The organism is Streptomyces sp. NPDC000941 (assembly GCF_053599555.1).
Genome location: NZ_JBSFMM010000037.1, coordinates 47208 through 61385 on the forward strand (window position 1 = coordinate 47208; position 14178 = coordinate 61385).

Below are 14178 nucleotides of genomic sequence, written 5' to 3' on the forward strand. Positions count from 1 at the left end.
GCTGTCTTGGCTGTGCCCGTCATCCCGTCCCTGCGGGCACAGCGTTTCGTGTCCGCCCCGAGGTGGGGCTCGTAGGGGAAGCCGAGGGGTTGTGTCCGTTCCGCTGTACCAGGCCAAGGCCGAGTTCTTCCGCAGGCTGGGGCTGCCGGCCGGGCTGAGGGAAGCCGGGGTCGCCGCGTCATGACCTCGGGACTCGGCCGGGTGTGGGCCCGGATCGCATCGCTGCTGCCTGCCCGCGTCGACCTGGTGGAGATGGGGCGTAACCCCCGGCGGGACCTGCTGGCCGGGCTGACCGTGGCGATCGTGGCGCTGCCACTCGCCCTTGGCTTCGGGGTCTCGTCCGGGCTGGGCGCGGAGGCGGGACTGGCGACCGCCGTTGTCGCGGGGGCGCTGGCGGCGTTGTTCGGCGGGTCGAATCTTCAGGTGTCGGGGCCGACCGGTGCGATGACAGTGGTTCTCGTGCCGATCGTCGGCCGGTACGGCCCGGCCGGCGTTCTCACGGTCGGTCTGATGGCCGGTGCGATGCTTGTCGCCCTTGCCGCGCTGAAGGCCGGGCGCTACATGCAGTATGTGCCCGCGCCGGTCGTCGAGGGCTTCACCCTGGGCATCGCCTGCGTGATCGGCCTGCAGCAGGTCCCGAACGCGCTCGGCGTGCCCAAGCCGGAGGGGGACCGGGTGCTCGTCGTCACCTGGCGGGCGTTCCGGGAGTTCGGCGAGGCCCCGAACTGGACCGCCGTCGGCTTCGCCGGCGCGGTGGCCGTGGTCATGCTCATCGGCGCCCGGTGGCGTCCGACCGTACCGTTCTCCATCGTCGCGGTGGTAGCCGCCACCGTTGTGGCGCAGGCCGCTCATCTGGACGCGGCGAAGCCGATCGGCGATCTGCCGTCCGGGCTGCCCGTGCCGTCTCTCTCCTTCCTCGACCTCGGCTCGCTGGGCACGCTGCTCGCTCCCGCTGTGGCGGTCGCCGCCCTGGCCGCCCTGGAGTCCCTGCTGTCGGCCTCGGTCGCCGACGGCATGACGGTCGGTCAGCAGCACGACCCGGACCGTGAGCTGTTCGGCCAGGGGCTGGCCAACATAGCCGCCCCGCTGTTCGGCGGGGTTCCCGCGACCGGCGCGATCGCCCGCACCGCGGTCAACGTCCGCACCGGGGCGACCTCCCGGCTCGCCGCGCTCACCCATGCCGCAATCCTCGCTGTGATCGTCTTCGCCGCCGCGCCCCTCGTCTCCAAGATTCCGCTCGCGGCGCTGGCGGGCGTGCTGCTGGCCACGGCGATCCGCATGGTCGAGGTCGGTTCGCTGCGGGCGATGGCCAAGGCGACCCGTTCGGACGCGCTGATCCTCGTCCTGACGGCCGTCGCGACCCTTGCCCTGGACCTCGTGTACGCCGTCGTCATCGGCTTGGCCGTCGCGGGTGCCCTCGCGCTGCGTGCCGTCGCCAATCAGGCACGCTTCGACCAGGTGCCCCTTGACCGGGGCAACCACAGTGCGGAGGAGCACGCCCTGCTGGCGGAGCACATCGTGGCCTACCGCATCGACGGCCCGCTGTTCTTCGCCGCCGCCCACCGCTTCCTGCTGGAGCTGACCGAGGTGGCGGATGTGCGCGTGGTGATCCTGCGGATGTCGCGGGTGTCGACGATGGACGCGACCGGGGCCCTCGTCCTCAAGGACGCGGTGGAGAAGCTGGAGCGGCGCGGCATCCTCGTCCTCGCCTCCGGGATACGCCCCGGGCAGCTCCAGGTTCTCGACTCCGTCGGCGCTCTCGACCTGCTGCGGTACGAAGGCCGGGAGTACGCCACCACCCCCGAGGCGATCCGCGGCGCCCGCGACCACCTGGAGCGCGTCGGCGTCCTGCCTGCCCTGTCCGCCCTTTCAGCCCCCGAACCCCGGACCTCCAGCGAGGAAGCCGCGCGATGAGCACTCCTCCTGTTCCCCTCCGTATGGTCGAGATCTCCGGTGCGGAGGCCCTGTGGCTGCTGGAGGGCAGCACACCGGGGCGGCTGGTGTATGTGCAGCGAGACCTGACCGTGGTGCGGCCTGCCCGGCACGCGTGGGAGTACGGCCGCCTGGTCGTCCGTACGCCCGTCCCCGCCGCCGCGGTGCCCGCGACGGTGACGTACCACGCGGAAGAGATCGGCGCCGTGCCCGGCACCGGCTGGACGGTAACCGTCTCCGGCCCCGCCGAAGTGATCGCCGACCCCGACGAGGCCGCCCACCACCGGCGCTCCCTCAGCGGCTGGATCCACGGCCCGCACGACACCCTGCTGCGTATCCACCCCAAGACGGTGACGGGCTTCCGCCTCGCCCGAGCGGAGGCGTGATGTTCACACAGCTCCAAGCCCTGCCCCACCGACATGTACTCACGCTGCCCAGCGAACCCGCCGCCGTCCGCAGCGCCCGCGAGACGGCCGAGCAGGCCCTGGTCGAGTGGGGGATCGGTCTGCGCCACCCCGTGGTGGGCCCGGCCCTGCTGATCCTCAGCGAGCTGGTCACCAACAGCGTCCGGCATGCCGCCGAGCTCTCCCCACAGCTCACGGTGATCTACGCGGCGAGCGCGGACCACCTGGCTTTCGCCGTTCACGACCGCCACCCCTACCAGCCGCCGCTGTCCGAGCCGGCCAACAGCGCCGGGACCAGCGGCTTGGCCACCGTCATGGAGCTCACCTTCGCTCAGGCAGGCAGCGCGATCATCCGCGGCGACGCCGACGGCCAGGGCAAGAGCATCTGGATCACCCTCCCCCTCTGACCGGACCGCAGCCCGTTGCCCGTGATCGGCAACCACCGCAGGGAAGTTCACCACCATGACCATCGACCGGCGCCGCGGCCCAGTGCTTCGCGGCCGGTTCCTCGGCGCGGATTCGGTCAGGCCGGTGCCGCACGCGAGGATAGGCCGCATGTTCTTGATGAGTGGGTGGATGCGATGCGCCGAAGTCCGGCCGGTGGGGCCGTGCCGCTGGGCCGGGAAGGGGGCCGCGCGATGAGTACGCCGCTGTACCAATTGAAGGCCGAGTTCTTCAAGACCCTCGGTCACCCGGCGCGTATCCGTGTCCTGGAGCTGCTGAGCGAACGCGAGCACGCGGTCGCGGAGATGCTGCCCGAGGTGGGCATCGAGCCCGCGCACCTGTCCCAGCAGCTCGCCGTGTTGCGGCGGGCCAACCTGGTCGTGACCCGCAAGGAGGGCTCCACGGTGTACTACTCGCTGACCAGCCCGCACGTCGCGGAACTCCTCCGGGTGGCACGCACCATCCTGTCCGGGGTGCTGGCCGGCCAGGCCGAGCTGCTCGCCGATCTTCAGGCCGGCCAAGGAGCGGGGAACTCGCCGTCCTAGCCGGCGGCCTTTGACCGGCGGACTCGGCAGCCCGCTCGCCCGGTCCGCCGCTCGTCGGCGAGCGGCTGTCGCTGTACGATCACTTCCTGCTGCTACTTATCGGCGTGCTGCCCCAGATAGAACAAGAGCATCACGAACCCGGCGATGATGTGGGTGCCGAAGATGTAGACGAAAACGCGCAGCTTGAGATTGCGCTCCTTCCAGCTCTCGTCGTTCGATCCCAAGCTGTTCTTCTCGGTCTTGCTCACTGTGTCAACTCCCTGCTGTGTCCGGATGCGGTGCGTGTGCTGCGAAGGAATCCGGAACCGTACGAGGACGACCTTGCCGCCCGCCAGTGCCGGTCACCGTGCCGTCTCCGCCGCCCGCAGTTCGTCCAGCAGGTCCTGCCGACCCGCCAGCAACACGGCCAGGATCCGCCGCGCGGCGGCGAGCAACTCCGCGACATCGCCGCCCGCCAGCGCGTAGACCACCGTCGAACCGGACCGCGTCGCGGTCACGATCCCCGAGCGGCGCAACACGGCCAGCTGCTGCGACAGGTTCGACGGCTCGACCTCGATCGCCGCCAGCAGATCCCGCACCGGCTTCGGTCCGTCCTGCAGCAGCTCCAGCACCCGGATACGCACCGGGTGACCGAGCATTCGGAAGAACTCGGCCTTCGCCTCATACAGCGGAACAGGCATCCCGGTCACCCCTCTCCCGTTTCCGACGCGTCGGTTTCGACACCGACCCCAAGCTCCCGCGCCACCCGCACCGCGTCGTCCAGCTCGTCCTGGGCCACCGCCACGGCATAGGCGTCCTCGGCCTCCAGCGCCGCTTCCAACGCCGCTCGCGCCTGACGCACCCGCTCCAGCAGCGCCTCGGCGAACACGGGTCTGCCCATCCGGGTCTCCTCCCCGATGATCGCGCTCGACGGAAACTAGTGAATTGAAGAACTCTTCAAGAGTAGTCCACGACGGTACAGGTCCCGCAATCCGCTACCGTGACGTCCGGCCCGTCAACCGTTCACCCTGAGCCCAACAGACCGGCACCGCTGATCGCGAGGCCCGCTCACGCGAGCAGGCGGTCGTAACCCGCTTCGAACTCCTCGGCGGGGATCACATACCCCTGGGGGTCGATTTCCGGGTCCCCGAATCAACGGCCGGCGGCCCGTTCAAACGCTTCACGATCAGGGATGCGATCGCCTGCCCAGGCGACTACGCCGTCGGGTCGGACAAGCACGGCACCCAATCCGAGGTCGTTTCTCGCCGGACCGGCCGCATACCGCAGCGGAAGCTGGACGAGAAGGGCGAGCTGGTCACGATCCGCCTTCGGCTACTTCGCGATCGCGGTGCCCGACAGCGCCGCGATCGAGGCGCTTGCCGCTCGTATGGAGGCCCGTGGTGAGCCGCACGGCGGCGTCTGGCGCGGCCTGCGTGAGACGTACCCGCCCGGAACGACCAATCGGCTGGCGAGTCGTCATCCTTGAGGCGCCGAAGGCTTCCCCCGCATGGCGGACCAGCCCCCACCGCGCGGGGGACGCCGGCGGATGGGACGGGCTGCGATCTTCGAGATGCGTCACGCGAACGGCGCCTGACGAATCGAAGGAGCAGTGATGTCCAACCTCCGCCCGGAAGCTCCCGCGGCGAACGGGTACCTGCGCACCCCTTGGGACGCCGGCCGTGTCCCCGTTTCCCCGGGGCCGCGCTGGGCGCGGATTGCCGCGCATGCGGTGCCCTTCACGATCTTGCCCTCGGGACTGTGGCGCATGGGGGTGATGCTGGCCATACCCGGCTTCGGCACAGCTGAGGCCCGCAACCACGGCGCCGGGCTCGATCTGTATCTGATCCTGCTCTTCGTCATCTCCGAGGCACTCGGGTTACTCACCCTGGGACTGGTCCAGCCCTGGGGCGAGGCGGTGCCGCGCTGGATACCCCTGCTGGGCGGACACCGCATCCCCCCGCTCGCCGCGGTGGTCCCGGCCGCGCTGGGCGCACTCGCCTCCACGGGGGTCGTGTACTACTTCTTTCTCTCCATCCTCTTCGCGGGATTTCCCCCCGGACACACGACCACTGAAGAGCTCATCTTGACGGTCTGTTATCTGCCACTGCTCGCCTGGGGGCCACTTCTGGGGTCGGTGACGTACGCCTACTACCGCCGACGCACGAGCAGCCGCCGCTAGGGCTTATGCGATGCCTTGCCAGGCGTCGGCTCCGAAGGTGCCTTTGACATCGGAGGCGATGGTCGTGGGGTCCACCGTGGCTTGGAGGGCGTAGACGGTGGTCTTGTGTGCGCCGCGGACACTGAGGTGTACGGGGTGGTCGCCCGGGTGGGCCGAGAGGATGCGCTTGAGCTCTTTGACGGACTGTTCGGTGATGCGATGCGAGGGGAGCGAGAGCTTCACGGGTGGCTTGCCGCCGATTTCGGCGGAGGAGATGTCGAGGACGGAGAGTTCGCGACCGAAGATGTTCATGGTGCCGTCTCTGTCTTCGATCTTTCCCTTGACGGCGATGACGTTGTCCTCGGCCAGTGCGTGCTGCACGAGCTGGTATGCGGCGGGGAAGAAGAGCACCTCGATGCCGGCGTCGCGGTCCGCGAGGTTCACGATGGCCCAGGCGTTGCCCTGTTTGGTCATCTTGAGCTGGATGCCGGTGATCAGCCCGGAGAGCTGTACGTCCCCGGCGGTGCGGCCGGAGGCGAGCAGTTCGGCGATGGAACAGTCCCGTGCCCTGGAAAGGATGTGCTCGGCGCCGTCCAGTGGGTGGGCCGAGACGTAGAGGCCCAGCATTTCGCGTTCGGTTGCCAGGAGTTGTCTGCGGGGCCACTCCGCGTCGTCGATGGTGAAGTCGAGGCCGAAGGCCGGTGCGTCGCCTCCTTCGCCGCCCAGGTCGGCGAAGAGATCGTCTTGTCCGAAGCTTGCCGCCTTCTTCACGGGGATGATCGCGTCGATGGCGTTCTCGTGGATGGCGGTGAGGCCCTTGCGGGAATGGCCCAGGGAGTCGAAGGTGCCGGCCTTGACCAGGGATTCCACAGCGCGTTTGTTCAGTGCGGGCAGGTCGACCTTGTCGAGGAAGTCGGCGAAGGACGTGAATTTCCCGTCCCGGCGGCGCGCGTCGATGACGGCCTCGATGACGTTGTCGCCGACGTTGCGTACGGACCGCAGCCCGAACCGTACGTCGTCACCGACGGCGGTGAACTCGGCGACGGACTCGTTCACATCGGGTTGGAGGACGCGGACGCCGTTCTTGCGGGCGTCGGCGAGGTAGATCGCGGCCTTGTCCTTGTCGTCGCCGACCGAGGTGAGCAGGGCGGCCATGTACTCGGCCGGGTAGTTGGCCTTGAGGTAGGCGGTCCAGTACGAGACGAGGCCGTAGCCGGCGGTGTGGGACTTGTTGAACGCGTAGCCGGAGAACGGAAGCATGACGTCCCACAGGGCCTTGATGGCTTCCTCGCTGTATCCATTGCCTCGCATACCGGAGTGGAACTTGTCCCACTCCGCGGCCAGCACCTCCGGTTTCTTCTTGCCCATCGCACGGCGCAGCAGATCGGCCCCGCCGAGGGTGTACCCGGCCAGTTCCCGGGCGATGGCCATGATCTGCTCCTGGTAGACGAGCAGATGGAAGGTGTTGCCGAGGATCGGCTCCAGAGCGTCGCGCAGTTCGGGGTGGATCGGGGTGATCTCCTGGCGTCCGGTTTTGCGGTACGCGTAGTTGGTGTGCGCGTTGGCCGCCATGGGGCCGGGCCGGTAGAGGGCGTTGACCGCGGCGATGTCCTCGAACCGGGTGGGTTCCATCTGCTTCAGCAGGACGCGCATGCCGCCGCCGTCGAGCTGGAAGACACCGAAGGTGTTGCCCTCGGCCAGCAGCCGGTATGTCCTGGCGTCGTCCAGAGGGATCACGACGGTGGACGGGTCGCCGTCCAGGGGATCCACGGTGGCCAGGCTGATGCCCCGGTTCTCGCGGATGTTCTCGATGGCCTGGTCGATGACCCCCAGGTTCCGCAGCCCCAGGAAGTCCATTTTGATCAGGCCCATGGCTTCGCAGGACGGGTAGTCGAAGCCGGTGATCTTCACACCGTCCGAGGCACGCATATGCAGCGGAATGCGGTCGGTGAGCTTCGTTTTGGAAAGGATCACCGCCGCGGCGTGTACTCCGGTGCCGCGGGTGAGGCCCTCCACCCCGCGGGCGGTGTCGATGACCCGCTTCACATCCTGTTCGCTGCCGTACAGCTGCCGGATCTCGCCGGCCTCGCCGTACCGCTCGTGGGAGAAGTCGAAGATGGCGGCCAGCGGGGCGGACTTGCCGTTCTGGTCCGGCGGGAGCGCCTTGGTGATCCGCTCGCCGTGGGCGTAGGGGTAGCCGAGGATGCGTGAGGAGTCCTTGATCGCGTTCTTGGCCTTGATCTTGCCGAACGTGTTCACCATGGCGGTGTACTCCTCGCCGTACTTCTCGGTGACGTAGCGGACCATCCGGTCGCGCTGACGGTCGTCGAAGTCGAGGTCGACATCCGGTGGGTTGATCCGCTCGGGGTTCAGAAAGCGTTCGAACAGCAGGCCGTGTTCCAGGGGGCACAGCTCGGTGATGCGGGTGGCGTAGGCAACGATCGAGCCGGTGCACGACCCCCGGCCCGGACCGAGCGGGATCTTGTTCTCCCGGGCGTGCCGGCAGATGTCCGCCACGACGAGGAAGTAGGAGCTGAAGCCCATGGGGCCGATAACCGACATCTCGGTCTCGAAGCGATCCAGGATGTGCTGGGGGACCGGGTCCCCGTAGCGCATCGCCAGCCCCTTGAGGACCTCCTTGCGCAGCCACGACTCCTGGGTCTCGCCATCGGGCACGCCCGGGAACCGCGGCATTTCGTCGACGTGGTCGAAGACCTCGTCGTAGGACTCGATGCGCTCGGCGATCAGCAGGGTGTTGTCGCAGGCTTCCGGAAGCTCCGAGAACAGGGTGCGCATCTCTGCGGCCGTCTTGAGGTAGTAGCCGGAGCCGTTGAAACGGAAGCGGCCGGGGTCGTCCTTGTTCTTGCCGACACCGATGCACAGCAGACTGTCGTGGGCGTCGGCCTGGTCCTCGGTGACGTAGTGCGCGTCATTGGTGGCCAGGAGCGGAATGTTCAGTTCCGTGGCCAGACGCAGCAGGCCCTCACGGACCTCACGCTCGATGTCCAGGCCGTGGTCCATCAGCTCCAGGAAGTAGTTCTCGCGCCCGAAGATCTCCTGGTAGGCCGCGGCGGCAGCCTTCGCCTCGGCGTACTGGTTCAGCCGCAGGCGGGTCTGGATCTCGCCGGACGGGCAACCGGTGGTGGCGATGAGGCCGTCCGGCCGTGCGGCGATCAACTCCCGGTCCATGCGCGGCTTTCCGGCAGGGAACTGACCCTCATAGCTGGCCTGTGTGCTGAGCCAGAACAGGTTCCGCAGGCCCTGGCTGTTCCGCGCCCACATGGTCATATGAGTGAAGCGGCCACCACCGGAGACATCTTTCGACCCCTCACCGTCCGCGCCGGTGGCGCGACGGCCTCCCGGCCCCCAGAACTCCTGCTTCCGGACGAACCGAGAGGAAGGCGCCACATACGCCTCGATGCCGATGATCGGCCTGATCCCCTCGAAGCCCTTCGCGACCTGCGCGAACTCATAGGCACCGAACATGTTGCCGTGGTCGCTCATCGCGATCGCGGGCATCCCCTGCCGGGTCACCTCGCCGAACATCGGCTTCAGCTTCTGCGCGCCGTCCAGCATCGAGTATTCGGTGTGATTGTGCAGGTGCACGAAGGAATCCGGCACGTGTGGGTCGCCTCCTGCCACGCCGCTTGCCAAACCAAAGGTTGATCAGAGACATCAAAGCGAGCGTGATGTGCTGGAATCAAACAACCATTTCGATGATCGGGATCAACGGTTGGTTGTCCATCTAGGATGGGCGGCATGGACCTCACTGCCGTGCGCACCTTCGTCGCCGCCGTGGACGCGGGACAGTTCCAAGAAGCCGCCACCAACCTGTCGATCACTCCACAAGCTGTGTCCAAGCGCATCGCCGTGCTGGAGAAGGACCTCGGTGCGCAGCTGTTCAGCCGTACGGCCCGCGGAGCCCGGCTCACCATCGACGGACAGGCGTTCCTGCCCTACGCCCGGGCTCTCCTCCAAGCCGAGGAACGGGCAGCCGCTTCCGTACGGCCAGGGCGCCGGGCGTTGCGCGTCGACGTGATCCGCTACCGGGTCTCAGTGGCGGGTCTGCTGCGTGACTTCCACCGTGCGCATCCCGAGACCGAGCTTGATGTCCTGAACCTGTTCGATTTCGACACGGCCATCGCCGCCGTCCGGTCCGGGACGATCGACGCGACCTTCCGCGCCGTGACAATGCCGGGCCGGCAGCTTCCCGACGGTATCGAGGCCACTCCGGTCTTCGACGAACCGCTGTACCTGTTCACCGGGCCGGCGCATGAGTTCGCCGGCGCCCGCGCGATCGCTCCCGCCCAGCTCGCCGGGCGCCGGATCTGGATGCCCGGCAACATGCCCGGCACCGAGTGGGCCGCCTACTACGACGAACTCGCCGCCACGTTCGGTCTCACCATCGACGCGGTCGGCCCGAACTTCGGTGTCGAGCATCTGCTCGACACCATCGCGGACTCCACGACGCTGGCCACCTTCGTCAGCGAGCAGACCCCACTTGTCTGGCCCGCGGGCCACGACCTGCGACGCATCCCCCTCCAGGAACCGACCCCGGTCTACCCCCACTCACTGATCTGGCGCACCGACAACCCCCACCCCGCCCTGGCCGCCCTGCGCCACCATCTCACTTCCGTCTATCCCGGCCGCCCCAACAACGGCATCTGGACGCCGAGATGGGCCCAGCCCGCTCAGCCCGCCCAGCCTGAACACGCATGACCGATCTGGTGGCTTTCAGGGAAGGAGGTGACCGGGCGGGCAAGGTCAGGCGTTGCGGGTGACCGTGATGATGTTGCCGTTGCGGACGCCCAGCGCGGCCTTGACCTGGCTGGTCACCGAGACCGTGCCCACGGAGACGCCGACGCCGGTACCGCCGTACTTGGCCTCGGAGTACATGCTGGTGGAGCCATTGGACAGCAGCACGCTGTAGTAATGGCCGGCATGGGGGTCGTATCCGTTGGCCCAGGCCGTGCCGTTCCGGGTGATGTGCACCGCCACCCATTCGCCTTCGTACCACCGGCTGCTGGGGCCGTTGTGCGTCATACGGCAGTCGATGTCGTCGGCGTACCACTGGGCGCTGGGGCAGCTGACGTCAGTCTGGGCGGCAGCGGCTGTGGGTGCGGCGGCCAGGGTGATGCCCGCCGCAAGCAGTGCGGCGGCGGTCAGGGCTGTCGCGGGACGTACGGTGTTCAGTGCGGGCATCGTCAGCTCCTTGGGTATGTGGAACGGGCGGTCAGCCAGTCGCCGGTCTTTCCGTCCTTGTCCGCTCGTCCGCCAGAGGTGATTGACAGCTGCGGCCGGACAGAACGAGCAGGGCTTCGTACGGCGCCGGGCCCCGTGTTCGCCCTTCCCTCGCATCGTGGCACGCGCCGTCGGCAGCGAGTTGGCGATGCGTGCGGTGTTACTTGTCGCTCGACGCGGCCCGCTGCTTATCCGGCAGATTGCGCAGTGCCGCCTGCCGGAGCCCTCGTGCTACACAGGTGCCCGGTCGGCGGCCCGTTCCAGGCGGACGATCACACTCTTCGACGTGGGCGTGTTGCTGATGTCCGCGACGCTGTCGAGCGGCACAAGGACGTTGGTCTCCGGATAGTAGGCGGCCGCCGAACCCCGGGGGGTCGGGTAGGCGACGACGCGGAAGCCGTCGGCACGGCGCTCCGAGCCGTCGGTCCAGACGCTGACGAGATCGACGAGGCTGCCGTCGTCGAAGCCGAGGTCCGCGAGGTCGGCGCGGTTGACCAGGACGACGCGCCGGCCGCCCTTGATGCCCCGGTAGCGGTCGTCCATCGCGTACGGAATCGTGTTCCACTGGTCGTGCGAGCGCAGCGTCTGCAGGACCAGGTGACCCTCGGGCGCCTGGAGCATGGTGAAGTCGTTGACGGTGAAGACGGCCTTCCCGGCGGGTGTGCGGAACACCTTCTCGTTGACCGGGTTGGGCAGGCGGAAACCGCCTGGGCGCCGTACCCGCTCGTTGAAGTTCTCGAAGCCGTCGACGACCCGGGCGATACGGTCGCGGACGAGGTCGTAGTCGGCCTCGAAGCCCGCCCAGGGGATGTCCGGTTCGGACGGTTCGGGCCCCAGGACCTTGCGGGCGAGGCGGCTGATGATGGACACCTCGCTGAGCAGCTGTGCGGACGCGGGGGCGAGGCGGCCACGCGTCGCGTGCACCTCGCTCATCGAGTCCTCGACCGTCATGAACTGCTCGCCGCCCGCCTGGACGTCGTGATCACTGCGCCCGAGCGTGGGCAGGATCAGGGCGGTGCGTCCGCACACCGCGTGGGAGCGGTTGAGTTTGGTCGAAATGTGGGCGGTCAGACGGCAGTTGCGCAGGGCACGCTCGGTGACTTCGCTGTCGGGCGTCGCCCTGACGAAGTTTCCCGCGACTCCGACGAAGAGCTTGGCCCGCCCGTCGAGCATGGCCCGGATGGAGTCGACGGAGTCCAGGCCGTGCTTCGTCGGCGCGGTGAAGCGGAACTCCTGTCCCAGCCGGTCGAGGAACGGCTGGGGCATGCGCTCCCAGATGCCCATGGTGCGGTCGCCCTGCACATTGCTGTGCCCGCGCACCGGGCACACTCCCGCGCCCGGACGGCCGATGTTGCCGCCCAGCAGAAGGAAGTTGACGATCTCGCGGATGGTGGGCACGCCGTGCTTGTGCTGGGTCAGGCCCATCGCCCAGCAGACGATGACACTGCGGCCCGCCAGCACCCGCTCGTGTACCTGCTCGATCTCGTCCCTGCTCAGGCCGGTGGCCTCCAGGACGGCGTCCCAGGACGTCTCGCGGATGTGCTCGGCGAAGGCGTCGTAGCCCGTGGTGTGCGACTCGATGAACTCACGGTCCAGGACGGTCCCCGGCTCCTTGTCCTCGGCCTCCAGCAACAGCAGGTTCAGCGCCTGGAAGAGGGCCAGGTCGCCCCCGGGCCGTATCTGCAGGAACTGGTCGGCGATGTCCGTGCCGCGGCCGATGATCCCGCGTGCCTTCTGCGGGTGCTTGAAGCGGCGCAGCCCCGCCTCGGGCAGCGGATTGACGGCGACGACGTGGCCGCCGCGGCGCTTGGTCTCCTCCAGCGCGGACAGCATGCGCGGGTGGTTGGTGCCCGGGTTCTGCCCCACGACGAAGATCAGGTCCGCGTTGTAGAGGTCGTCGAGGCTGACGCTGCCCTTGCCGATGCCCAGGGTCTCGTTCAGCGCCGAGCCGCTGGACTCATGGCACATGTTGGAGCAGTCCGGCAGGTTGTTGGTGCCGAAGGCCCGCGCGAAGAGCTGGAGCAGGAAGGCCGGTTCGTTCGCCAGCCGTCCGGAGATGTAGAACAGCGCCTGGTCCGGGTGGTCCAGGGCACGCAGCTCATCGGCGAGCAGGTCCAGTGCCTCGTCCCAGCCGATCGGCTCGTAGTGGGTCGCGCCCTCGCGCAGCACCATCGGTTCGGTCAGCCGGCCCTGCTGATTGAGCCAGTAGTCCGACTTCCGGCTCAGCTCGTCCACCGAGTGCCGCTGGAAGAACTCGGCGGTCACCCGCCGGGAGGTGGCCTCGTCACTGATGTGCTTGGCGCCGTTCTCGCAGTACTCGTTGCGGTGCCGCTTGCCCGGCGCGGGCTCCGGCCAGGCACAGCCCGGGCAGTCGAAGCCCTTCGCCTGGTTGATGTTGAGCAGGGTGAGCGCGGTGCGCTTGGGCGACGTCTGTCCGAGCGCGTACCGCAGCGCGTGTACGACCGCGGGGGCGCCGGTCGCCCATGTCTTGGGAGCCGTCACCGACAGCTCGTCCTCGTCCGGTTCGTCGAAGTCCCGCATCGCACACCACGCCCTCACTTTTCGCACCCCACTCTTCGCCAGTGCTTCGGGGCAGGTCAAAGCGGTAGTTCCGATCGGCTGACAGGCAGCGCCGATCACTGCCGGGTGTCCGGCGCCGAGCGCGGCCGGGCGCGGGGGATCATTGAGGCGTGCTGCTGCGCCAACTCGAATACCTCGTCGCCCTCGCCCGCGCCCGCCACTTCGCGAAGGCGGCCCAGGCATGTTTTGTCTCCCAGCCGGCCCTGTCCGAGGGCATCCGGAAACTGGAGGAGGAACTCGGCATCCCCCTGGTCCAGCGGGGTCGTCGTTTCGAGGGCTTCACACCGGAGGGTGAGCGGGTCATCCTGTGGGCACAGCGCATCCTCGCCGACCGCGACGCGATGCGGGGCGAGATCCAGGCACTGCGGGCGGGGCTCAGCGGCCGGCTGCGCATCGGCACCGTCCCGACCGCGTCCACCGCGGTCGCGCTGCTGACCCAGCCGTTCTGCGCCGCCAACCCACTGGCGACCGTGCAGGTCTTCGCCGACCTACAGGCCGAGGACATCGTGAACCGGCTGCGGACGTACGAACTCGATGCCGCCGTCACCTACCACGGCTCCGTCGCCGCGCACGACTTCAAGTTCGTACCGCTGTACCGGGAACGCTATGTGCTGCTGACCCAGCGGTCCGGGCCCGACTCCGGGGCTGCCGAGATCTCCTGGGAGGAGGCCGCCCAGTACCCCCTGTGTCTGCTGCACCCCATGATGCAGGGCCGTCAGGTGCTCGACGCGGTGTTCGAGGCCGTGGGCGTATCCGTGACACCGCGGGTCGAGACCGACTCGATCGCCTCCCTGTTCGCACAGGTCAGCGATTCAGCGCACCTTCGGTGCGCGCCGGGGGCGTGGTAAATGCCGTGGCGGGCGCCGGGGGTGCTTCTGTCTGCCCTGATGTGGGC

13 protein-coding genes and 1 pseudogene are annotated in these 14178 nt (G+C 68.5%); 7 read left to right on the forward strand and 7 right to left on the reverse strand.

What is annotated here, in order from left to right:
* Window positions 1-180: 180 nt before the first annotated feature.
* The 4 genes from ACWDSL_RS14710 (at window position 181) to ACWDSL_RS14725 (ending at window position 3325) form a co-directional block, all read left to right on the forward strand.
* On the forward strand, window positions 181-1914 hold the full coding sequence (locus ACWDSL_RS14710) for a SulP family inorganic anion transporter (RefSeq protein ID WP_450485278.1): 1734 nt from the start codon (window positions 181-183) through the stop codon (window positions 1912-1914).
* Entirely contained in the window at window positions 1911-2318 is a 408-nt protein-coding gene (locus tag ACWDSL_RS14715; RefSeq protein ID WP_450485280.1) for a pyridoxamine 5'-phosphate oxidase family protein, read from the forward strand. Before ACWDSL_RS14710 ends, ACWDSL_RS14715 begins: the two co-directional genes overlap by 4 nt.
* The gene (locus tag ACWDSL_RS14720) at window positions 2318-2743 is read left to right on the forward strand and encodes an ATP-binding protein (protein ID WP_450485281.1); all 426 of its coding nucleotides are present in this window, start codon (window positions 2318-2320) and stop codon (window positions 2741-2743) included. The genes ACWDSL_RS14715 and ACWDSL_RS14720 overlap by 1 nt, the downstream gene beginning before the upstream one ends.
* A 231-nt stretch (window positions 2744-2974) precedes the next feature.
* Complete coding sequence (locus tag ACWDSL_RS14725) at window positions 2975-3325, forward strand: ArsR/SmtB family transcription factor (RefSeq protein WP_450485283.1); 351 nt, start codon at window positions 2975-2977, stop codon at window positions 3323-3325.
* 92 nt (window positions 3326-3417) lie between these two features.
* Here the strand turns inward: ACWDSL_RS14725 and ACWDSL_RS14730 are convergent, their stop codons facing one another.
* From ACWDSL_RS14730 to ACWDSL_RS14745, 4 genes and pseudogenes are all read right to left on the reverse strand, one after another.
* Complete coding sequence (locus ACWDSL_RS14730) at window positions 3418-3549, reverse strand: DUF6126 family protein (RefSeq protein ID WP_256981974.1); 132 nt, start codon at window positions 3547-3549, stop codon at window positions 3418-3420.
* A 117-nt stretch (window positions 3550-3666) separates the two neighbouring features.
* Window positions 3667-4005, reverse strand: coding sequence for an ArsR/SmtB family transcription factor (locus ACWDSL_RS14735; RefSeq protein WP_089509367.1), 339 nt, complete (start codon window positions 4003-4005; stop codon window positions 3667-3669).
* A gap of 5 nt (window positions 4006-4010) precedes the next feature.
* Window positions 4011-4205 (reverse strand): hypothetical protein, encoded by a 195-nt coding sequence (locus ACWDSL_RS14740; RefSeq protein WP_450485286.1) that lies wholly within the window; start codon window positions 4203-4205, stop codon window positions 4011-4013.
* 251 nt (window positions 4206-4456) lie between these two features.
* A pseudogene (locus ACWDSL_RS14745) lies at window positions 4457-4591 on the reverse strand (aromatic-ring hydroxylase C-terminal domain-containing protein); the annotation flags it as partial.
* 325 nt (window positions 4592-4916) lie between these two features.
* On the opposite strand from ACWDSL_RS14745, the gene ACWDSL_RS14750 reads away from it, so the two are divergent.
* A complete protein-coding gene (locus ACWDSL_RS14750) occupies window positions 4917-5483 on the forward strand; it encodes a hypothetical protein (protein WP_450485288.1) in 567 nt (188 codons plus the stop codon).
* A 3-nt stretch (window positions 5484-5486) separates the two neighbouring features.
* Here the strand turns inward: ACWDSL_RS14750 and dnaE are convergent, their stop codons facing one another.
* Entirely contained in the window at window positions 5487-9083 is a 3597-nt protein-coding gene (dnaE, locus tag ACWDSL_RS14755) for a DNA polymerase III subunit alpha (protein ID WP_450485290.1), read from the reverse strand.
* A 138-nt stretch (window positions 9084-9221) separates the two neighbouring features.
* On the opposite strand from dnaE, the gene ACWDSL_RS14760 reads away from it, so the two are divergent.
* On the forward strand, window positions 9222-10181 hold the full coding sequence (locus ACWDSL_RS14760) for a LysR family transcriptional regulator (protein ID WP_450485291.1): 960 nt from the start codon (window positions 9222-9224) through the stop codon (window positions 10179-10181).
* 45 nt (window positions 10182-10226) lie between these two features.
* Here ACWDSL_RS14760 and ACWDSL_RS14765 read toward each other — a convergent pair whose 3' ends face one another.
* Complete coding sequence (locus ACWDSL_RS14765) at window positions 10227-10664, reverse strand: hypothetical protein (RefSeq protein WP_450485293.1); 438 nt, start codon at window positions 10662-10664, stop codon at window positions 10227-10229.
* A 270-nt stretch (window positions 10665-10934) separates the two neighbouring features.
* Complete coding sequence (locus ACWDSL_RS14770) at window positions 10935-13244, reverse strand: FdhF/YdeP family oxidoreductase (protein WP_450485295.1); 2310 nt, start codon at window positions 13242-13244, stop codon at window positions 10935-10937.
* A 149-nt stretch (window positions 13245-13393) separates the two neighbouring features.
* Between ACWDSL_RS14770 and ACWDSL_RS14775 the strand changes: the two genes are divergently transcribed.
* Complete coding sequence (locus tag ACWDSL_RS14775; RefSeq protein ID WP_450485297.1) at window positions 13394-14131, forward strand: LysR family transcriptional regulator; 738 nt, start codon at window positions 13394-13396, stop codon at window positions 14129-14131.
* Window positions 14132-14178: the final 47 nt, after the last annotated feature.